Raw genomic sequence first — 22,407 nt, 5'->3', positions numbered from 1 at the left:
CAATAAGTATTTGCTTTTGATAGTATTCCTAAAATACTTTTAGCTCAAGAATTCTGAAAGAATAATAAAACCTGACGTCGGGATAATTTTTAAAATTTTTAAGATTATGAAAAAAATTATCTCATTTTTTAGCTTAAGTGTAATTGGTTTCGTTTGTTACTCTTGTCGAACATCAGAAATGGTTGAAACAGAGGAAGAAATGCCCCTAGTAAAATCATTCAATAGATCAAATATTGTCCAACGCGATAGTATATCAAGCTCTTGTGTTAATCCACCATGAAAGTTATACCACCTTATCAAATTAGCAGCGAAATCATACAGATTATTCATCAATCAAGAGAGTATTTAATTTTAGTAAGTCCTTACTGGGAGATTGGTAAATGGGAAGTTCTAAAATCTGAGCTTGTGAAAGCGAAAAATAGAGGTGTAAAAATAAAGGCTTATGCTCGCTTGGAAAGTGACAACTTTAAAAGTTGGGAGCAATTAGAAGCGCTTGGTATAAAGCCCCTTTTGGTCAAAAATCTACATGCGAAGGTTTACTTCAATGAAAACAGAGGTTTGGTAACATCCATGAATCTATTACTGAGTTCTAATCTGAGCAGTATTGAGTTTGGGGCTATATATGATAGCATCGACGAGCTAAACGAGCTAAAATCTTTCGTAAAATCTTACCTTACTCCAAATGTTGAAAAACAATTACCTACAGATGATGAGTTGTACTTATCTAAGGAAAAATTTACCAGCGTACTTATCAACATACTGCAACAGGAGTTACAACTAAATGTTACTTGTCGATGGGATGGTGGTTCTTTTGCTTTAAATGCGGGAAATCAATTCTTTTTCAATATTGATAAAGTAAGAAACATGTTCTATATCTACGGTATTATTTCTGGATTAGAACACCATAATTTTAATCGCTTTTTAGTTGAAACCAAAGCATTTAAACATACTACTACATTTGAATTGGAGCAAAACTCTATTAGCGCTAATATGAAGAAAAAACTATCAACTAGTCATTTTGACAATCTCATGGTTAATGAAAAAGTTGAGGTAATTGATTGCGCCGTAAATTTTGTATTACAGCTTTTGTCTTTCAAACAATATTGCTATGACAATAGAAAAAGCTTGTCTTAGCTAGGCTTGCTTTTTCTGATCTTCTTTTTTTTGAAGCAAGGCGTGAAGCGCCAACATATCGTCGCCTACTTTTTTATCAAGAATCTTGGCGTAATGTTGAGTGGTTTTTATGTTTTTGTGTCCCAGCATCTTGCTAACACTTTCGATAGAAACGCCGTTAGCTAAAGTGCCTGTTGTGGCAAAGCTATGCCTCGCAACATGAAAAGTTAGTTTTTTAGTGATTTCGCAATTTTCCGCAATCGTTTTTAGATATTCGTTTACTTTTTTATTGGTATAGACTGGCTGCCGTTTTTTAGAATTAATTGTGACAAGATGGTTTTTATATTTTCCCATAATTAAATCAACATTTGAAATAGTAGTCAGGAAAAACAAAAAAATAAAATTTCAACATACTAATTCGTAATTTGAAAAATCTACATTTTTAGTAGGTCAATACTTAAAGTTTCCATTTTTTGTTTCCAATTCTAAAAATAGCTGAATTTTAGAATTATTTCATTCAGCTATAATCCATTATTTTCTTCAGGTTCAAGATTTCGAAATAATTATCTCGAAAAACTAAAATCACTAATGTTAAAAGTTGATGTATATACAAAGATTCTTCAAATTGCATTTTTTACCGATGTTGTATCGAAAACAATTGTCATTTTCATGAAATTCACAATTGTTCTACGTTTTTATTCGACCCTAAACTGTTTATAAGCAGTAATATTGCCTATGAACAATTATAAATAATTTTATGAAAAAAAGAATTACTATGTTGATGATCTCCGTCATCACGGTCGGAGTTTTTAATGCTCAAGAAGGAAAAGCTCCTAACGAATTACCAAAAGGAGCTATAGTCAAACCAGTAGAAAAACCTGCCTTCCTAGCAGAATTCCCAACAACAAACTGGAGCGATAATGCAGATGTAAGTTGGTACAATGCAACGGATACAAATTTTGAAATTTCTACTCCAGAACAATTGGCAGGTTTGGCAAAATTAACCAAAGCAGGCAACAAAATGGTTGGAAAAACATTCAAATTGATGCAAAACATAGATATCAAAGCACATCTTTGGGATCCCATTGGATACAACAACGATAATCCGTTTTCTGGAAATTTCGATGGTAATCACAAAACCATTAGCAACCTCCAAATTAACAGAGCTAATGGAGATTGGCTAGGATTATTTGGTCAGTTCGTAACTGCAACCGTAAAAGATCTTACGCTAGATGGTTCTAAAATTTATGGTAAAGATACATCTGGTGGCTTTATCGCAAACATGGCAATTAATAGTAAAGCAACCAATTGCCATGTAAAAAACGTGGATTTGGTATTCACTTCTTACAACATTGGTGGATTTACGGGTGGTGTTCTTACAGGATCAGAAATCGACAACTGCTCTGCAAAAGGAAGCGTAGTCGGCGTAAATCAAGTAGGCGGATTTGCTGGTACTTCTTGGAGCAATTCCTTGATCAAAAATTCGTATTGCGAAGGTACGGTTGAAGGGCAATACATTGTTGGTGGGTTTTCTGGGTTTGTAACTTTTGCTTTCGGCCCGCCAACGGTAAATAAAATACAAGATTCTTACAGCCGTTCTAATGTTACTGCAACTTCAGACACTGTAGGTGGATTTTACGGATGGGCGCAAACTACGGGCGATTTTAAAAATGTGTATTCTACAGGAACAGTTACTGTAGTCACTGACGCAGGTGGATTTTTAGGAAAAGTAGGAAATCTCACTATTGCAAACGCTCATTTTGATGCTACAAATGCACCTTTGGAGGCTGTTGGTGGATTTCAGGGCGAACCAATAACGCTTGACATTACTGGTCATTCAACAGCTGATATGAAAACAGAGACCTTCAAAAATACGATGAATGGAGGTTCTGCCACCGGAGCATGGTCCATCAATCCGAATATTAATAACGGCTATCCTTATCTAAATTCACAACCTCTTTTGTCTGTAGCGAATACGGAAAAATCAAATGTAATTGATGTAGTGGTAGCACCTACAAATGCAGATTCTTATCTGAAAATAATCACACCAGAAGGTAAAGTGTCTTACGAAATTTATGAGATGAGTGGCAAAATTTCTAAAAAAGGAATTAGTGCAGGATCACAAAAAGAAGTAAATATTTCTTCGTTATCAAAAGGAAATTATATAATAAATATAAATTCGGAAAAAGGAAGCAAATCAATAAAATTTATCAAAAAGTAATCTCTTTTTTATTAAACTGAAACGTCGTTCTTCATTGGGCGGCGTTTTTTGCTCGAAAATACCTCAACAATAAAATACTTGATTTACTTATTCTTCTTTTTAAAATAAGAATTGATTTCGGTACTAAAATCTGTATTTTTGTCAGATGCTGCTATTTTTTCAATTTCTTTTCGTGATGTTTTTAGGAATACATTTTATTTCGGCTCAAAGCAGTACCGATTTTGAAATGCGATTGGAAAATAGTTTTATCAAATTGTACGAAAATCCAGACGTAGCTATACAAGCAGCAAAAGAAATTCGAAATACTGAAAACCATCTTGCGATAAAAAATATTTTAGCAAAAGCCAACTTCCTAAAAGGGAATTATGTGGAATCTGTGCGCGTCACTTTCGAAAAAACAGATGCTAAAAACGCTGATCCAGCCTTGCTGCAAACCTTTATGATCGCACGAGAATTTTATCAACTCGGCTTTTATAATCAAACATCTTTTATCATTTCTCCGCTTCTCTCTTCAAAAACCGCAAGTAAAAATTCCGATAAAAACGTTTTCTATGCTGCCGTTTATCAATTGGAAGCTAAAAATTTTATCGCTTTACATCAATGGAAAAATGCACAGAAAAGCTTACTTCTTAGTTCAGAATATGCAAAAAAATCTTCCGACATCATCAGTAAAGAAAACCAATTACTTTCTGCCGTTATTCTTTCGGAGACAAAGCAAGATAAAGAAGCTTTATTTTTAACAAAATCGCTTTTGAAAAGTTTAGAAAATCTACCACATGCTTCTTATATTCGTTCTGCAACCTATCAATTACAGGGAAATTTGTTATTTAAACAACAACAGTACAATCAAGCAATCCAATTTTTGCAACTTGCCATTACGCCCATTGAAAACATCTCTTTCGAACCTCTAAAGAAAAACATATACGGCGATTTAATGAAAAATTATTTGGTAGTAAACAACAATAATCAATATGATTTTTACAAGAAAAAATATACAGAAAGTTCCAAATTGTTAGATGAAAACATAAAGGAAGCACGAAGACAATTAATCGAATTGAATACCAACTTTGGTGTAGAAAAAAACATCAGACTCGCACAAAAAAAGAAATCTCAATATGTACTTACAATTAGTATTTCGCTTCTGCTTATATGTATTGCTGGTATTTTTTACATAAAAGAGATCCAGAAGGCAAAAGCTTTGGCAAAACAAATTAAATTCTTACGTTCAATTGTTGTTTTATACAATCAAAAAAATGCAGAAATTAAGGAAAAAGACTTATCGAAAAAGACCCTTTTTATTCCTAAAGAAAAAGAAAAGGAAATTTTGGATAATCTTAATCTATTCGAAGAGTCCAAGAAATTTCTCGATAACAATATGTCTTTGGCAACTTTATCCGCGCAACTCGGTACAAATACAAAGTACCTCTCGGAAATAATTAATAAGTATAAAGACAGAAATTTCAATTCGTATATTAATGAGCTTAGAATTACCTATGCAATTCAATTGCTCTCTGCAGATAAAAGCTATCATCAATACAAAATTAGTTATATCGCAGAAATTTGTGGTTTTACTTCACATAGTGTTTTTACAAAAGTTTTTAAATCCGTTACGGGATTTTCTCCCTTCGAATTTATCCAGAATATAAAAAGTTCAACCTGATGAAAAAACCACTATTTTTATTTTTGTTCATATATCTTGGAACTGCATTTTTTGCAGCTCAAAAAAAAGCAGATTTGTCTAAAAACAAAGCAAATTCGTTGATCTATGAACAACCAGATGAAGCTATTGCAATAGCTTCAAAACTACTTACAACGGAAAAAAAAGTAGATGATATGGCTGATCTTTACATGATTATTTCTAATGCCTACATAGCAAAAAAAAATAACGACAGCTCGTTTTTTTATAATCTAAAGGCAAAAAACCTTATTGCAAAAACCAATCTTACCTCTACAAAATTAAAAATTCTAAATTCGATTGCGGTGCAATATCAACAGATGGAATTGTATGAAGAAGCTCTTAAAATTTTGGATGAAGCTCAAGTAACAACAGATAAATTATCCGATAAAATCCCGCTTTTTTTTTACAATACTGCCTTTATCAACAATACTCGAGGAATTATTTATCGCAATCAAGCGAATTCCAATTTGGCATTACAAAAACTAAAAATGGCGGTAGAAAATTTTAAAAAGCTACCCTTGGATAAAAAAAATGCAGCCAACTTAAGTATCGCATACCACAATATGGCTAGTTGCTACTTAGATTTATCACAATTGCAACAAGCGTTGACCTATTTTGCGGAAGCAAAAAATTATGCTCAAAAGTACGATGATGCTATTTTGATAGCATATAACTTGAAAGGTGAAGGTGAAGTTTTTTTTCTTACCAATCAACATTCAGAAGCTTTGAAAGCACTTTATTTAGCTGAGAAACGAGCTGAACCTTTTAGCGATTTGGTTCTGAATAGTGAAATATATAATTTGTTAGCCAATACTAATTTAGCCATCAACAATATTCAACAATTTCAATACTATAACCAAAAATACGCGCAGATTCTGAAAATATTAGAGAATGATGAACTAAAATCATTCAATAGGTATGCAAATGCACAAGATCTAGATCAAAAAGCAATTGCCGAAAAAATAAAAAAACAGTTTAATCTCTACAACTGGCTTACTATTATTCTGACAATCTTTTTAGTGGGATTTTTAATTAAAAAAATACTTAATTTGAGAAAAAATAATTACCGTAGAAAAAGAATTATTGAAAATCTCACCATAATTGAAAAAGTTGAATAATTGCTCGGAATGTCCGTTAAAATCTTTTTTAAACTCTAGCTTTTCTTTAAAATCCAAAGCTTCATTTTTCCGATCATTAAAGGCTGTTATTAACTATTCCGAATTTAAGAAAATTTGATATCAAATTAAAGATCTTTAATCTTTTTTAAACTCTCTCAAAAAGTAGAATCATTCACATGTAGAGAGTAATTTTTGTTTAGTTCAATTTTTTTTAAATTTAATATAAACTAAATGTATATAATTTACTTACATTATTATAATAACTTATATTTAATGATTATCCACATTACTAAAACATATTTAATAACCGTCGAATAAAAACTTTTTAAATCCATAATTACGTCTCTCAAATAATTTTTAAATGTGTAGGTTTTAAAAGGAATTTACATCTATAGCAGTAAGGAGTATTTTTATTTTCATATATATCTTGAAAAAAATATTTATTTTCAAATAGAGAAATAGTTTACTTATTTGTTATCCGCAGTGTTTTCGTTATTAATAATTTGTGTTTAATTTTTCATCCTATTTTATTAAAATTTCATTATATACTTTTATAGCAAATTAAAATTTTCACGATTAATTTATATTAATTTGCATAAATTAAATATAAATATAGCCGTCAGAAAAATTTCTTCCCTTGTTTCTCTATTTTGTTAAAATTGTGGTTTTCAAAAAATCACTTCACTTTCTGTAAGTTCACCAAAAAAAAACTTAACATTTTTTATCTCTTCCGTATTACAATTATTAATTAGAAATTTTTAACGTGCATCTCTCCCTCTTTGGGATCGACCGTTATAAAACAATTAGTTCTTTTTGTATCGAGCTTTATAATGAAACAAAATTAAGCAGAGCTAACACCGTCTCATTTTTTTTACATATATATACCCTGTAGAAAACGAATAAACTTTAAACTTTTTCCAAAAATATCGGCAGCATATTTCTAATCAAATATACACAAGGCATGATATCTCAAATAAAAGCTGGATAAGTTTCTAAAAAGACTTTGCAAAACATCATAGCTAATAATTTATAATTTGGAAAAAGAAAATTGATTTCCTTAGTAAAGATGATATCTATCTATAAAATTAGGATTAGTAGCACTTGCTAATTACTAACAATGTAACTTTATATAATAATAAGTGTATACTCCAAAATAATTACCCAAAATGTTTTTTTTTATTAGTATGATTAATTGTTTTATACTATTCTTTGTAACAACATTGCTAAAATACACTTTTTACATTTTTAGATAACAAATCAAAAAAAGTGCAAATTAACATAAGGATAAAACCCGTTGTGCATTTTAAATAATATTAATTTTCAAATTATTTATATTTCGATTGAAGTAGATTTTGTTGATGTACTGAATAACTGTCAAAGCTGTTATTTTAGCCAATAACCTCTTTTTAAAGCTTTCGAATGTTTTAGCATAATTGCGTATTACATAAATTGGTCGCACAATTGCGAAAATAACGTCTCGATTCTTTTTCGTTGCTTTTTGAAAAGGTAGAATTGGGGTTGATAGTCGTTTTGATTAATTCTTTTAGGTGTTTCTAATTTTATATTTGCATAATTAAATAAGTTAATTTGAATATTGGACGACAAATATCCCTTATCTCCTAGTAAAGTGCAATCAGATAATTGATCTTTAATATCTTTTAAATAATGGATGTCATGTACAGAAGATAGACTTATGTCTATACTTCGAAAAACGCCTACTATAGAGCAAACCGCATGAAGTTTATAACCATAGAAAGTCATTTGTTGAGATGCACAAAAACCTCTGTTTGGATAACAATATTCTGATTCTTTACATATTTTTGAGCTATTACTTCTGGAAAGTTTACAAACTTTCAAGGGCATGCTATCAATGATGAAGTAAGTTTCAAACTCGTTAAATACTCGAACTAATTGTAGACGTAAATTATTAGTTTTTCCCGATAGTCTATGTTTTCGACGATTATACACACTTCGCTCTATTTTGCTTTTTAGTGAACTGGGAATATTTCGGAAAAGGTGATTTTGACTATCTATTCCCATATACTCGGCAGTCAAAGAAAGGCTTATCAACTGTAAATCACTCAGCTTCGGCGCCCGTCTTTGATAGGATAAAAGTGTTTCTGAAGATATTTTTCGAAGAATTTCCAAAATTCTTTCGTAATTTGCAGTTAAGTTGTTCATTGCAAATGCTTTATAGCTAATCCAATTTACTGATTTTCAATCAAATGAACAACTTTTCATTTCTTAATTCATAATGCACAACGGGTAAGGATAAATTAACTAATTACTTTAAAAAAATAAATTTAATTTTTATAGGGCTGTATTTATATCTTAAAATTTGTAATAATTAATATTAACATATAAATTAATAAATATTGTTATATTTGCATTATAAAACATCTTTATATATTTCGAATTTTATTCTCTACAATGTTTATTGCAAGAATATGAAATAAAGATTTTAATGTGGCGAGACTTTAAAGTTTTTTTTTCATTCAAAAAGCTTTTAAATACTTCAAAAAACAAATATTTAATTTATTATAAAATAAAAAATGCGATTTTTTTTAAACAGAAAAAATTTTTCTATTATTATTTTTTTGCAATTATCTACTGGTTTAAATGCACAAGTTGGGATAGGTACTCCTAAACCATTGTCAACATTGGACATTAATGGTGATTTGTTCGTTCGTAAAGAATTAAAAGTTGGAGGTACGGATACAACAAATGGAGACCCTGGTCTCGTGGGACAGGTACTTGTTTCACAAGGCAACAATTTTTCTCCTGCTTGGAAAGGTGTTTCTGTACCTTTTATGGAAGATAAACAATACAGGCTTGTCAACACCTATTTAAAATCAGATCAAGCAGGAATTGCTGCAGCAAATTTCTCGAGCTCAGTATTGTCCCCTGAAACAAGTGTGGTGGGTGAAACCTTATCTGCATCATGGAATAAAATTGCAGGATTATCATTTAATCTTGAGATCAAAAATGCAAACAACAATATTACTTACCAATTGCAAACAGGAGCTGAAATACAAAATACATCATCGTCTGGAGCAGGACAATCCACTAGATATATCTGTGGTATTTTCAAAAACAATGTATTAGCAGCATTACGCCCGGATGGTCTAATAACAATAGATAACAGCACTCCCATGCAAGGAATTTACACACTGAATTACAATGAGATAAATATACCTGTCGGAAATTATACCATAGATGTAGCGTGCCGAAAAGTATATACAAGTAATAGTAATAATTCGATGAGTATTGGAGTAAATATTTCTAATGCAAATAATCAATCGAATGCTTTTTTGTTAAGATCTATTTTAAAAGTAGATGTCGCCGAATTAGTAATCTATAGTAATTAACAATGATTAAAAAAAAGAAAATTGCTGGCTTTTTATTTTTTATTGCCTGCATCTTTACCAATTATGCTCAAACGGGAAAAATAGGAATTGGAACACGATCTCCACAATCTGTATTAGATGTTAACGGGGACGTAAGTATACGCAAAAAATTGTATACAGCAGATGCGAGCGGTAATCCTAGTCCCGGGAAGGATGGGCAGATACTAGTTTCGCAAGGCCCAGGTTTATCTCCAGTATGGAAAACGCTAAGAGTGCCAGATTATGAGGTAAATAAATACTACTTGATTTTTAATGATTCTTTTCGAGATTTCACGGTAGGAACAAACTCAAATGGAAGTGGAACTACGGGCCAAGGTATAAGTTTCGCGGCAAGTAATGCTGATGTGAGTGGAGCAATCGCAAGCACAGACTTAGTTCCTACCGCTAATTTTACAACTCTTACCAATAGTGTAAATCGTTATAAGGAGATCAGTGGTCTTCGTAAACAATTTACTGTTAATAGCACTACTAGCACAACTTACTTTTTATTCGAGACAGTTGTTCAGAATACTGGAGGTAGTAGTGCCACAGCGACGACTAAATATGCTTGTGGAATTTTTGTAGATGATATTTTAAAAAGTCTTCGTATAAATGGCGTTACAAATTCTAATGCTTCAGGATTTGTAACCCATACTCAGATAGGAGCTGTAGACAATCTCTCTACAGGTACACATACCGTAAAGGTAGCTTGTGCTAGACTAAATTTTATTAACCAGTCGGGAACAATTGGAATTGGTAGTCCAGCGGCATCTGGAGTAACAAACATGAATAACTTCATGACTCAATCTTCCTTAAAAGTTGACGTATATGAAATACCTCAAAATTTCAGTCCCATAATAACCCCATAATATGAAAAATAAACTGTACATATTAGGAATTTTTATAAATATAGCATTAAAAGCGCAAGTAGGGATTAATACAACATCTCCTCAAAAAATGCTTGATGTTAATGGAGATCTTAATATACGCAAAGAATTGCGAGTCGAGGGAACGGATCTTATCAAAGGAAACTCAGGTTCGATGGGACAACTTTACAAAGTAAAAACCGTATTACCTAACCAGATATTGACCGACTCGTGGAAAACAGTACAAATAGCTAAAGGAACAGGGAGTTTATCTTTATTTTATTTAAATACTGTCAAAGACACTGAAGGAGTTGAATTTGATAAAAACAATCTTGCAGCCCAGTATGTCTTAAATGAAAGCTTTACAGCACCAAATCCTAATAATGATTCTACCAAAAAAAACTGGGCATGGATAAAAAATGCTAAAGATGTTTTCACCGTTACTAAATCAGATAATAAATCTAAGGCAATATTATCTTTGCAAACCGTGGTACAAATAACTGCTAATACAACATCTTCAGCTAGCTTTGCCTGTGGTATCTTCGTCTCCAAAGACGGAGGTCTCGAACAGCTTAAAGCTGTAAGAAATGATGTAGTAAGAGGTCCATCTGGCGCGTACAAGGTATACAATCTTAATGTTACTTTAGACGAACTTTCACCAGGAATCTATACAGTAAGAGCGGCATGCGCTAATCGTAACCTTAATTTAACATCTGTTCCATCAACAAAATTAGGTATAGGTAAAGCTATGGATCAAATAAGTCTTTCCAATGATATGGCACAAACGACTTTGACTACGTCGGTATTGCAGACTTATTAAATCAACACCCTATTAAGTGTAAGATTTTCAAAATGGTTAAATAATTAAAGTTGTGCTAATTTTTAGTTATCTGCAAGCTTTTCACAATACTAGTAGATATATTGTGAACAAATATGCATGCAGAAGAGGCGTATAAATATTGGGCAAATCAATATGACGATAATTTAAATAAAACTAGAGATTTAGAAACCAAAGTTTTAAGAGAAAATTTAAATAATATAAATTTTAAAAACTTTTTAGAAATTGGTTGTGGAAGTGGGAAAAATACGGAATGGCTTATAAATAAGGGAGAAAATATTCTCGTTATTGACTTATCTGATGAAATGTTACAAATAGCAAACCAGAAAATTGACAACAAGAAGGTAAAATTTTTGAACCTCGATATAAATCAAGAATGGAATTTCACCGAAAAAATATTTAATTTAATTGTTTTTAGTTTAGTTTAAGAACACATTGAAAACATTGAAAGAATTTTTCAATTAATGAATGATTACCTAAAATCAGATGGAATTATTTATATCGGTGAATTTCACCCATTCAAGCAATATAGTGGATCAAAAAAAATGGTGAACAAGAAGTTTCATCATTTATTCATCATATTTCTGAATATACAAATTTAGCTAAGAAGAATAACTTGAAATTACTTGATATAAATGAATACTTTGATAATGAAACCTCAATTCCAAGAGTATTAATGCTTATGTTAAAAAAATAATAAGCATGCAGCTAACTTGGTATTGGCAAAATGCGGGATTATATATTTAAGAGAAAGATTTGTAATATTTATCCGCCGCTGCTTTTCATATTGTTTTTTTCTTTAATTTATACAATCTGAAAAAGCATCGGCTTCGCTCGGTTTTAAATTGAACATTTGTTCCAATTGAGGCCACACTTGAATATTACTTTTTCACAAGCTATCTATATTAGTCCAAAGATAGTTGATCATAATTATTAGACGTTTTTTAGAAAATATGGTGTGAACTTGACCTGCAATTTATATGCCTATAAAATTACTTTGGCTACAAATATAAAAATCTTAAAGTCATCTTAAAATCTCACTTTTGTAAAATCATAATTTTCAAATGTGTTAAATTACAATCTTTGTATTTCTCCTTTTAAACATTCGGAAATTTTCATTTTCCTCTTTTAAACAAGTATTAATGTTCATAACCATTAGTAGATTCTAAAATTAACAATCTTCAAAGATAAAAATCTTTATATTTCCGTGGTTTTATCCTATTTTTGCGTCATCGTTTTTCGTTTGTAACAACACTTGAAGCGCTAACATGTCTTCACCTACTTTTTTATCAAGAATTTTAGCGTAATGCTGTGTCGTTTTTATGCTCTTATGCCCAAGCATCTTGCTAACACTTTCGATAGAAACACCATTGGCTAAAGTAACAGTTGTGGCAAACGTGTGACGAGCGATATGGAACGTCAATTCTTTAGAAATCCCACAGAGATCTGCAATTTCTTTGAGATAGGCATTCATCTTCTGATTACTTAACAAAGGCAATAACTTTCTCTTTGAAACACAACGAGGGTGGTTCTGATACTTTTGGATAATAGCCTCTGCCTTAGGTAAAAGAGGAATATGAGACGCTATTTTTGTTTTTTGACGTGAAGTAAAAATCCATTTATTTGCATCCAGACCTATCCCAATATTATCAGTAGTTAAGTTCCATACATCTATAAATGCAAGCCCCGTATAACAACTAAAAACAAAGATATCTCGAACTTGTTCAATTCGTTCGATTGAGAATTCTTTATTTTCCAAACATAGTAATTCTGCTTCATCTAAAAAACCACGATTAACTTCGGATAATTTAGAACTATATCCCATAAAAGGGTCAAAACTAAGCCATCTATTCACCAAGCATATCCGAATAATCTTTCCAAAGTTCTTGATGTACTTTACTGCAGAATTATTGGCGCAAGGTTTAATTGGTTTTGTTCTTAGATAAAATTCGAAATCATTAATAAATGCTAAATCAATTTTAGTGATTGCAATATCATTAACATGAAATTTTAAATTAAGGAAATCTTTAAGGTGTGACAAACAAGTTTTGTAACGTTGAAGGGTTCCTTTTGAGAATTCTTTGTCAAGAAGCTGCGCCATTCGATTGTTGTGATCTTCGAAGATTGACACCAACATTCTGCTTCGTTCCTTAACGCCAAGCAAATGATTTTTCAAATCTTGTGAAGTGATGAGGTTTTTCTCTCGCAATAAACAATGATATGCATCGTAAATCTTTTGTTCAAACGATTTAAGGTAGAAATTAAGAGCTTTAATTTCCTCCGATGAACCAGATGCTCGTTGTGCTGTAGAATTCCATTTTTGAGGTGAAATAGTGCGTTTGGTGCTAAGCTCTGATATTTGTCCATCCAATGTCATGCGAACATAGATTGGTGCTTTACCAACTGTGTTAACTTTGGCTTTCTTCACATAGAAGAGAAGATTAAAAGTCTTGTTCATATCGTGGTGTCTTTAAGAATTGAAACTATTACTATTTCGATCTTACCACAAGATATTCAAATTTTGAAAAAGCCTTTGAACAAGCTTTCTCCTAAGTTTTCAGTGACCTTTTTGTCAATGTAATTTAAGTCACTGAATAGGTCACTAACATCTTGCGATATTATGACATTCTTTGGATAACCCACAAAACAAAATATGCTGTAAAACATCTATTTTACAGCATATTATATTACTTTGTATTTGTAATTGCGATCCGGACGGGACTCGAACCCGCGACCTCCGCCGTGACAGGGCGGCATTCTAACCAGCTGAACTACCGGATCTCAACCAACCTCAGCATAATTGCCTTGATTATTGTGGTTGCAAAAATACGACAATATTTTAATCCTACAAATTTTTTACAAAAAAAACGCTCTCCTATTAGGAAAGCGTTCATTTTCAGTATTATTTTTTTTACATGTGTGCTGAAAGTTTCTCAGCAATTAGCTCTTTCGGGCTAACACCAACTAACTTATCAACCACTTCTCCGTTCTTGAAAATTAATAGTGTTGGAATATTTCTGATGCCATATTCCATTGATATATTTTGATTATTATCAACATCCACTTTCCCAACAACAGCTTTTCCATCAAAATCGTTTGCTAATTCTTCTACGATTGGACCTAGCATTCTACATGGACCACACCATGCTGCCCAAAAATCTACTAATACAGGCTTATCCGAAGCTAATACTACTTCTTGAAAAGACTGATCTGTAATCTCTACTGCCATAATTTTATTCTTTGTTTAATACTCTACAAAATTACAAAAAATATACCTAATCGGATAAATTATTATCTATGCTCGGTATTTTGTTTTTCTATAATGAAATCTTTTGAAACTTCTTTTAATGCCGAAATAAATTTATCAATATCAGCTTTAGTCGTATAATGACTGAAAGATACACGAAGTGGTGTACAATTCTCCAACTCTTCTTCATCCAAAATAGACATCAAAACCATTGACGGTTTCGCTGCACCAGAACTACAAGCACTTCCTTGCGAAATTGCAACGCCTTGCATATCCAATTGCAATCCGATTAACGGATTTTTGAATGGCAACAAAATATTCAATACCGTATAAAGACTGTTTTCTGTTGCTGATTCACCATTAAATTTAGCTTCAGGGAAATTCTTTTCTATTTCAGATTTACAATAGTTTTTAATATCTTTAATATGAGAACTGTACTCCGACATATTGTCAATCGACAATTCCCAAGCTTTGCCAAGTCCAACGATACCACAAACATTTTCTGTACCTGCGCGAAGACTTCTTTCTTGTGGACCTCCAGTAATAATACCTTTAAGACCAGACGCTTTTCTCACAAATGCAAAACCACTTCCTTTTGGACCATGGAATTTGTGCGCGCTGCAAGATGCGAAATCAACTGGGATTTTAGAAAAATCTAAATCCAAATGCGCCATCGTTTGCACCGTATCCGAATGGAATAAAGCGTCATATTTTTTACAAAGTTCTGCAACTTTTTCTAAATCTAGAAGATTACCAACTTCGTTGTTAGCGTGCATTAAAGTCACTAAAGTCTTTTTCTCAGAATTTTGAAGAAGCTCTTCAAGTTTTTCTAAACTTAAATTTGCTTTGTTATCAGGACGCAAATAGACAAGCTCAACACCATTAAGGCGTTTCATTTCTAAGCAAGTCTCTGCAACACATTTGTGCTCCAACGGCGATGTAATAATACGTTGAACGCCTAAATAATTAACACAAGATTTGATAATCATGTTGTTGGATTCGGTACCGCAAGACGTGAAAACAATCTCACCTGGCGTAACACGCAGCGCTTCTGCAATTTTTCGCCTAACTTCTTCCAAAAGCGTTTTTGCCTCTTGACCAAAACTGTGCGTAGAAGACGGGTTACCATAATTATCACGAAGAACGGACACCATTGCGTCAATAACTTCTTCGTTAAGCGGCGTAGTTGCTGCGTTGTCTAAATATACCTTTTCCATTTTTACTAAAAAATTTTAAAAAAAAATGAAGCGATGTGCCTCATTTATGTTGATACGAAATTAGTGAAAAAATTGATAAAAACTTTCATTTGCCCATTTTAACATTGGTTTATCTCCCGAAGTGTCACCAAAAGCTATGGTTTTATCGAATTTTCGCCCACTAATTGCTTCTTTTATTCTAACTACTTTTTCTTCGCCGTTGCAATTTTTAGTAGCAAACTTACCTGTAAAAACGCCATTTTGATAATCTGCTTTGGTTGCTAACAATTGCATCCCAAATTTTTCTGCAAATGGTCGCACCCAAATATCTAAAGACGCCGTGACAATGTAAGAATCCGTTTGTTCTTTTTTAATTTTATCAATAAAATCTAAAGCGTTATCACGAATAAGTTTTGGATATTGATGTTCAAAAAATTGATCGGCAACTTGGTTAAGTTTTGTTTCCGTTTGACCTTTAAGAATTGATGCTATAAAACTCTTCTTGACAGTTTCTGCATCAGCAAGTTTTAATTTAACCAAAGCAAAAAGCGGTGCATGTTTCAAAAATTGAAATCTATACTTCGATGGATTAAAATATTTAAGATACAAAAACATCGTGTCCTTGTAAGTTAAAGTCCCATCAAAATCGAATACATACAATTTTTTCATTTTTTAAAACAATTAAAGTTTCAATTTCTTAAAAATAAATTCTGGAATATTTCTGATAATCATCATTATCAAACTCCAAATTGGCAATACATAAGCTGTGTTTTTTTTGCTTTTGTAAGCTTTAAAAATAGCTAAAGCTGCTTGATCTGGCGTTGCTGTCAAAGCTGGATTAAGCGGTAAACCTTCGGTCATTTTGGTTGCCATAAAGCCGGGCTTAACCGTCATAACATGAACTTTTTTATCAAATAAATAATTTCTAAGTCCGCTAAGATAAGCCGTAAGACCAGCCTTTGCACTTCCGTAGATAAAATTACTTTGACGACCTCTATCGCCTGCAACAGACGACAAAACAATCATGTTACCTTGTCTTTTGGATTCCATTTTTTTTGCAAAATGGTTAAGAACAGGAACCAATTTAGAGAAATTAATATCTAAAATTCGTTCTGTATTTTTATCATCGTAAAGACCTTCTTCCGTCCCTAAACCAAGATATCCGCTTGCGCAAAACAACAAATCAGACTCGATATGGTCAAAATTTTTATAGTCTATATCTTTAAGAACGTCCAATTCTAGAACTTCTGTATGTTGAAGATATTTAACATTGATATGATTCGCAAACTTCTCCGAAGTCGCAGTATTCGAACTTAATAAATATAAAGTTTTGAACTTTTCACCTTTCTTTAAGCAGCATTCCACAAAAGCTTGCGCCACTTCCGAATTAGCACCTATTACTATCATTTTGTAGAATTAAGAGGGATTATGGATACGTTGATGTTGTAGCGACACAAATTTGGAATTCTCAACATTTTTGAGATAATCTGTCAAGCTACTTTTGCTCATGCTGTCCTTGGTAAGATAAATTCTTCCGTCAAATTCTTCTACAATTTCATCCAATTGTGCAATCAATTTTTTAAGTTTAGAATTAACTTTAAAATCTAAAGCCAACGTGTAACCTTCTTGTGGGAAGGAGTTGTAAGCTTGTGGATTATCTTTCCCAAACAATTTAAGAACCGCCAAGAATGAACCATTTCCACTTTTCGCGATACATTCCAAAATACGTTTCATACCTTCTTTACCCTTCTCTTTTGGGATGACCATTTGGTATTGAATAAAGCCTTTTTTGCCGTAGATTCTGTTCCAATTCTTGATAGCATCCAAAGGATAGAAAAATGTCTCGTAGTCGACAAAACCGTTAACTTGCTTCGCTCTTTGTTTGTTAAAATACAACCAATTAAAAATCTTGATTGACAACGTATTTAAGACAAATCCTGGAAAATAAAAAGGAACATTCGGGCTAAATTTTGATTTTAAACGTAAAGGATTTTGACCTTTAGACTTACTAACCTCAGCCTTCAAAGCATGTTCGCCACGCATAAGAATAGAACGTCCAATATTTTTCCCCTTTTGTAAACAATCGATCCAAGCGACATTATATGTCCAATCTTCGCTTTCGTCAAAGAGTTGGAAAATCTCATCAAGATTATCAGCTTTTATACTTTCTTGTCGAATGTAAGCGGTTTCAATATTTTTAAGTTTGATTTTAGCAGAAAGAATAATACCTGTAAGTCCCATTCCTCCAATAGTTGCCCAAAATAAATCAGAATTTTCTTCTCGCGAACAAGTGATTACCTGTGAGTTTTGATTTAAAATTTTAAACTCAATAACATATTCTGAAAAACAACCTTCAGCATGATGATTTTTACCATGGACGTCAGAAGCTATTGCGCCTCCAACACTGACAAACTTTGTACCTGGCGTCACATAAAGGAAATAACCTTGTAATACAACAACGTCAAGAATATCTGATAGAAGCACGCCAGATTCACATTCGATAACGCCATTAAGACGATCGAATGATAAAAATTTATTTAATCTTTTTGTTGAAAAAACATGTTGCCCAAGCGAGGCATCGCCATAACAACGACCGTTACCACGTGCGATAACTTCGTTACGTTCTGCGACAAAAGATTTAATTTGTGAAAGCGAATCTTCAGATTTCATTTCAACTTCCACAATTGGATAATTTCCCCAATTGGAAACTTTTTGAATAAAGTTCGGTTTCATAATTATTTATAATAAATCTGTAATAAAAAAGTAAGAACCCACAATAACAAAGTCACTTGGATGTAGTGATCTTTGTAAACGATTTTGGTGGGAGATTCTGTTTTGTTATAAACTAAAGTCTGTTGTAAATATCTTAAAAATGCAAAAATCACAAAAAATACAGTGTAAAATACTCTTTGATGAAATTTGTGCTGCACTTCTGGTGACAACGTAAACATCAAATAACAAACAATTGCTAATGTCACACAAATACATAACGCAATATCTGCAAATTGAATATTATAACCATCTAAAGCTTTTCTTGTTCTTCCAGAAACCTGCGCATTGATCAGTTCTCCACGTCTTTTACCAACAGCCAAAACCAATGCCAACACAAAAGTCAACAAAATTGCCCATTGAGAAATTGCTAAACCTGTCGCGTAACCACCTGCCAAAACTCTCAATACAAAACCAACCGCTATAATTGAAACATCAATGATAGCGACATGTTTTAGCTTAAAAGTGTAGAGAAGATTCATCACGAAGTAACCGCCGATAATAATCGCAAATTTTGTAAAATCGTAATTAAAATACGAAGCACCAAAAATGACTATTAAAACGACCGAAATCAAAAGCCCAAAGAACATGGCAATTGCTGTAGGTTTCGAAATCGCTCCACTTGCCAGAGGTCGATTTTTTTTCTCTGGATGTTTTTTGTCTGACTCAATATCCATATAATCATTAATGATGTAGATGGAACTTGCTGTAAACGAAAACACTACGAAAGCAAATATACTTTTGATGAATAAATCAACGTTGGTAATATTGCCCGAGAAAAATAGCGGAAGAAAAACAAAGAGATTCTTGACCCATTGTTCTACCCGAATAAGTTTTAGATATTTTCCCATTTGTATTATTAGATCCCAAAATTAAGAATTATCTGATAATAAAAAAAACCGCAAGTTGCGGTTTTTCTATCTTTTATGTATTAATTCTTATTTACCTTGAGAGGCATCTTCGATCATTTTTTCATTTGCTGTAATTGCAAACTCTACTCTTCTGTTTTGTGCTCTACCAGCATCTGTATCGTTAGACGCGATTGGGCTTCCTTTACCTAATCCTTCTGTAAACATTCTAGATCCTGCAACACCATGAGCCACAAAATAATTTTTAACAGCCGCCGCTCTTTGTTGAGAAATTCTCAAGTTAACAGCTTCTGTACCAATATTATCTGTGTGACCATAAATATTAATATTAGTATCAGGATTATTTTTAAGAACTGTCACCAATTTATCAAGATTAGTTTTAGCAGCAGACGTTAGGTTAGATGAGTTAAAGTCAAAGTTAACCGTATTTTCGTGCAAAGTCACTTTGATACCTTCACCAACTCTTTCAACTTCAGCACCTGGAAGAACTTCTTTAATTTCTTTAGCTTGTTTATCCATTTTGTTACCAATAACACCACCAGCAACACCACCTACAACACCACCAAGAACAGCTCCTAGAGGCGCATTACCACCTTTACCAATGTTATTACCTAGGATACCACCTAGGATAGCACCAGCTGCAGTACCAATTGCTGCACCTTTTTGTGTGTTATTAGCGTTTTTCACACTTTCGCAACTTGTCAACATTAAAGTTGAACTAATAAATAACGCTGCAATATTTGTTTTATTTAGATATTTCATAATTTATTTTTTTGATTATTGAACTTTTTGGAAATTGTAATATACTTTAATTGTATTACCTTCAAAATTAACATTCTGTACTAAAGTAAAATTACTTTGCGATAAGTTTTGAAGTTCCATAACATAACCAGCAGTTACGTGTTTAGCTTTTTCTCCTGTCATAACTTTTTTGAATTTAAATTCATTAAACTTAGTTACTTCAAAAGATATTGGCTGCGTTACAGTAGGACAATCTCCCCCACCGTTAATCGTATAAGTACCTGTGTAATTGTTTGGAATTAAATTCCATTGACTTCCAACAAAACATTGTGCGTCCGCACCTTCGTCAAAAGGTTTAATCTTAAAAGACTTGTCATAGTCCACACTTGTTATTTCCCAAGTACCTTTCATTTTCAAAGCTTCTGCTCTTCTAGTTTGTGCTTCTTTAGCCGAAACCGTGTTAGAATCTCCAGTGTTAGCTGTCTTACATGAAGTTAAGAACAAACTCGTTCCTAAAACTCCTAATAAAAGTAAATTTTTCATAGTCAAAACAATTAGATGTTCTATAAGTATTAAAAATTATGCCAAAATAGAATTACAAAAAAAAATGTCAAAATAATTTTGACATTTTCTTAATTAAATACTTATCTATCAAAAAGTTTTACTTTTTAACAGTTTTTTTTATTATTTTCTTAGTTGCTTTTTTAACAGGCGCTTTCTGGCTTGACGTTTCATTTTTTCCATTGTAAAAATGAGTATAAGCATATTCTGCAGCTTTTTTAACATCAATAACACCTCCTGCAACAGATTGTTTAGCAAAATCATTTGCCGAACTTTTGTTAACAGATTTTGTTAAAGATTCTATAACCTGAGCAGGTGTTAAGTTTGGCATATACGCCAGCAACACTGCCGAAGCACCAGCTACAACTGGTGAAGCCATAGATGTTCCTTGTTCATATTTATAAGTCGATGTTGGAATCGAAGAATAAATCTTATCACCTGGCGCAAATACATCAACCATATATTGATTATAGTTAGAAAAATCAGCACGCAAAGCCGCATTATCATTAGTACTAGCACCAACAACAATCATATTATTTACAAACGGTTTAACATCTTGTTGTGTTGCAAAGTTGGTTGGATAATAAGCGTGTTCTCCCAAGTTTTCGTTGTCGTTACCAGCAGCTTTCACCATCAAAACGCCTTTGCTTTCTGCATACTTCATAGCATCCCAAACATGTGTTTTACCAGGAGAAACTGGTTTTCCGAAACTCATATTCATAATTTTTGCGCCATTATCAACAGCATAACGAATTGCATTTGCAACATCTTTGTCACGCTCATCACCATCTGGCACCGTACGAACTGTCATAATTTTAGCAACTTTACTGGCTACACCGTATTGGATTTCTTTACCTTGTGGCACACCAGCGATAATCCCGGCAACGTGTGTTCCATGTAAAGCATCTGGACCTTGATAATGGTTGTTGCCATAATATTTTTCGGAATAGTCGTCGTAATTATCACCAACCATTTCTGCACGAGGATCAAAATCTAAATTATATTGCTTCTCTGCTTGATTTTTAAAATAATCTAAAGCTTCTTTAATATCTTTTCTTAAAAAATCACCAACTTCCTTCGATGTCTTCCCTTGCATATCTGGATTTTGAGCTACCTGAGCCAAAACTTGCAATGCCATGGCATCTTGCTGTGTACTTGGCGTTATGCTAGCTAAAGTCGCTCCAGATAAAGTTTTACCTTCAAGAAGTTTTTCAGCGTTCGGAATAACTTGCTCGATCATCGAATAAGTTTGGTAACCTTGCTTTGCTTCTGTTCCTTTTTTTGAAAACTCCGCTTTTGCCTTCATATACATTGCGAAATCTTCTGGCATTTTCGCCTGATTGGCTTTATTCTGTGTAGAATCCGCACCTTCAAAAAGCGGTTTATATTTCTTAACAACTCTAGTCACTTCTAGATTGTCAACATCAACGTCTTTAGTTTTATTTCCTAAAAAATTCCAACCATAGACATCATCAACATAACCATTTTTATCATCATCGATACCGTTATTAGGAATTTCGTTTGGGTTTTTCCACATATTTGGTGCTAAACCTGGGTGATCAACTTGCACACCGCTATCCAATACAGCAACGACAACACTTTTAGGTTTAAGACCTTTAGATTCCAAATATTTGTACGCATTTTGCGTGTTAACACCATATACTTTTGTACTTGCAAAATCCTTATGATACCAAGTCATAAGATCTTTGTCTTGATCTGCTGCTGGCGTCGATTGAGCAAACGCCCATCCAAATCCTGCTAAATAACAGATTGCAACTGCAATTTTTTTCATATTAAATAAGAT

The 22,407-nt window shown here is 32.6% G+C and carries 19 protein-coding genes, 1 tRNA gene and 1 pseudogene; 8 read left to right on the top strand and 13 right to left on the bottom strand.

Annotated elements, in window-relative coordinates:
* Nucleotides 1–276 precede the first annotated feature (276 nt).
* Entirely contained in the window at nt 277–1,134 is an 858-nt protein-coding gene (locus B5X62_RS04120; RefSeq protein ID WP_079666124.1) for a phospholipase D-like domain-containing protein, read from the top strand.
* On the opposite strand, the gene B5X62_RS04115 is transcribed toward B5X62_RS04120, so the two are convergent.
* Nucleotides 1,135–1,467, bottom strand: a complete 333-nt coding sequence (locus B5X62_RS04115) for a tyrosine-type recombinase/integrase (RefSeq protein ID WP_079666123.1) — start codon at nt 1,465–1,467, stop codon at nt 1,135–1,137. It lies immediately after the preceding gene.
* 403 nt (nt 1,468–1,870) lie between these two features.
* On the opposite strand from B5X62_RS04115, the gene B5X62_RS04110 reads away from it, so the two are divergent.
* From B5X62_RS04110 to B5X62_RS04100, 3 genes are all read left to right on the top strand, one after another.
* Complete coding sequence (locus B5X62_RS04110; protein WP_079666122.1) at nt 1,871–3,334, top strand: GLUG motif-containing protein; 1,464 nt, start codon at nt 1,871–1,873, stop codon at nt 3,332–3,334.
* A gap of 175 nt (nt 3,335–3,509) precedes the next feature.
* A complete protein-coding gene (locus B5X62_RS04105; protein ID WP_159447625.1) occupies nt 3,510–4,994 on the top strand; it encodes a helix-turn-helix domain-containing protein in 1,485 nt (494 codons plus the stop codon).
* Between the two features lie 74 nt (nt 4,995–5,068).
* Entirely contained in the window at nt 5,069–6,130 is a 1,062-nt protein-coding gene (locus tag B5X62_RS04100) for a tetratricopeptide repeat protein (protein ID WP_159447624.1), read from the top strand.
* Nucleotides 6,131–7,433: 1,303 nt separating this feature from the next.
* On the opposite strand, the pseudogene B5X62_RS04095 reads toward B5X62_RS04100, so the two are convergent.
* A pseudogene (locus tag B5X62_RS04095) lies at nt 7,434–8,311 on the bottom strand (IS982 family transposase).
* Between the two features lie 371 nt (nt 8,312–8,682).
* Here B5X62_RS04095 and B5X62_RS04090 point away from each other — a divergent pair.
* From B5X62_RS04090 to B5X62_RS15625, 4 genes are all read left to right on the top strand, one after another.
* Entirely contained in the window at nt 8,683–9,498 is an 816-nt protein-coding gene (locus B5X62_RS04090) for a hypothetical protein (RefSeq protein ID WP_079666119.1), read from the top strand.
* Nucleotides 9,499–9,500: 2 nt separating this feature from the next.
* Entirely contained in the window at nt 9,501–10,385 is an 885-nt protein-coding gene (locus tag B5X62_RS04085; protein WP_245797147.1) for a hypothetical protein, read from the top strand.
* A gap of 1 nt (nt 10,386) precedes the next feature.
* The gene (locus tag B5X62_RS04080) at nt 10,387–11,202 is read left to right on the top strand and encodes a hypothetical protein (RefSeq protein WP_079666118.1); all 816 of its coding nucleotides are present in this window, start codon (nt 10,387–10,389) and stop codon (nt 11,200–11,202) included.
* Nucleotides 11,203–11,315: 113 nt separating this feature from the next.
* Nucleotides 11,316–11,648 (top strand): class I SAM-dependent methyltransferase, encoded by a 333-nt coding sequence (locus B5X62_RS15625; protein WP_221405215.1) that lies wholly within the window; start codon nt 11,316–11,318, stop codon nt 11,646–11,648.
* Nucleotides 11,649–12,433: 785 nt separating this feature from the next.
* On the opposite strand, the gene B5X62_RS04070 is transcribed toward B5X62_RS15625, so the two are convergent.
* The 11 genes from B5X62_RS04070 to B5X62_RS04020 form a co-directional block, all read right to left on the bottom strand.
* A complete protein-coding gene (locus B5X62_RS04070; protein WP_079666117.1) occupies nt 12,434–13,678 on the bottom strand; it encodes a site-specific integrase in 1,245 nt (414 codons plus the stop codon).
* 249 nt (nt 13,679–13,927) lie between these two features.
* Nucleotides 13,928–14,001, bottom strand: a tRNA-Asp gene (locus B5X62_RS04065).
* A 130-nt stretch (nt 14,002–14,131) separates the two neighbouring features.
* Nucleotides 14,132–14,449 (bottom strand): thioredoxin, encoded by a 318-nt coding sequence (gene trxA, locus B5X62_RS04060; RefSeq protein WP_079666116.1) that lies wholly within the window; start codon nt 14,447–14,449, stop codon nt 14,132–14,134.
* A 62-nt stretch (nt 14,450–14,511) separates the two neighbouring features.
* The gene (locus B5X62_RS04055; RefSeq protein WP_079666115.1) at nt 14,512–15,684 is read right to left on the bottom strand and encodes a cysteine desulfurase family protein; all 1,173 of its coding nucleotides are present in this window, start codon (nt 15,682–15,684) and stop codon (nt 14,512–14,514) included.
* Between the two features lie 60 nt (nt 15,685–15,744).
* On the bottom strand, nt 15,745–16,332 hold the full coding sequence (locus tag B5X62_RS04050) for an HAD-IB family hydrolase (RefSeq protein WP_079666114.1): 588 nt from the start codon (nt 16,330–16,332) through the stop codon (nt 15,745–15,747).
* Nucleotides 16,333–16,344: 12 nt separating this feature from the next.
* Nucleotides 16,345–17,070, bottom strand: a complete 726-nt coding sequence (locus B5X62_RS04045; RefSeq protein WP_079666113.1) for an SDR family NAD(P)-dependent oxidoreductase — start codon at nt 17,068–17,070, stop codon at nt 16,345–16,347.
* Nucleotides 17,071–17,079: 9 nt separating this feature from the next.
* On the bottom strand, nt 17,080–18,396 hold the full coding sequence (locus B5X62_RS04040; RefSeq protein ID WP_079666112.1) for an FAD-binding oxidoreductase: 1,317 nt from the start codon (nt 18,394–18,396) through the stop codon (nt 17,080–17,082).
* 2 nt (nt 18,397–18,398) lie between these two features.
* Entirely contained in the window at nt 18,399–19,283 is an 885-nt protein-coding gene (locus tag B5X62_RS04035; protein ID WP_079666111.1) for a decaprenyl-phosphate phosphoribosyltransferase, read from the bottom strand.
* An 87-nt stretch (nt 19,284–19,370) separates the two neighbouring features.
* On the bottom strand, nt 19,371–20,063 hold the full coding sequence (locus tag B5X62_RS04030; protein WP_079666110.1) for an OmpA family protein: 693 nt from the start codon (nt 20,061–20,063) through the stop codon (nt 19,371–19,373).
* A gap of 15 nt (nt 20,064–20,078) precedes the next feature.
* A complete protein-coding gene (locus B5X62_RS04025) occupies nt 20,079–20,585 on the bottom strand; it encodes a lipocalin family protein (RefSeq protein ID WP_079666109.1) in 507 nt (168 codons plus the stop codon).
* 118 nt (nt 20,586–20,703) lie between these two features.
* On the bottom strand, nt 20,704–22,395 hold the full coding sequence (locus B5X62_RS04020) for a S8 family serine peptidase (RefSeq protein WP_079666108.1): 1,692 nt from the start codon (nt 22,393–22,395) through the stop codon (nt 20,704–20,706).
* Nucleotides 22,396–22,407: the final 12 nt, after the last annotated feature.

Origin of the sequence: Soonwooa buanensis (assembly GCF_900167905.1) — a bacterium.
GTDB lineage: Bacteria > Bacteroidota > Bacteroidia > Flavobacteriales > Weeksellaceae > Soonwooa > Soonwooa buanensis.
This window is presented reverse-complemented; position numbering and strand designations above follow the sequence as displayed.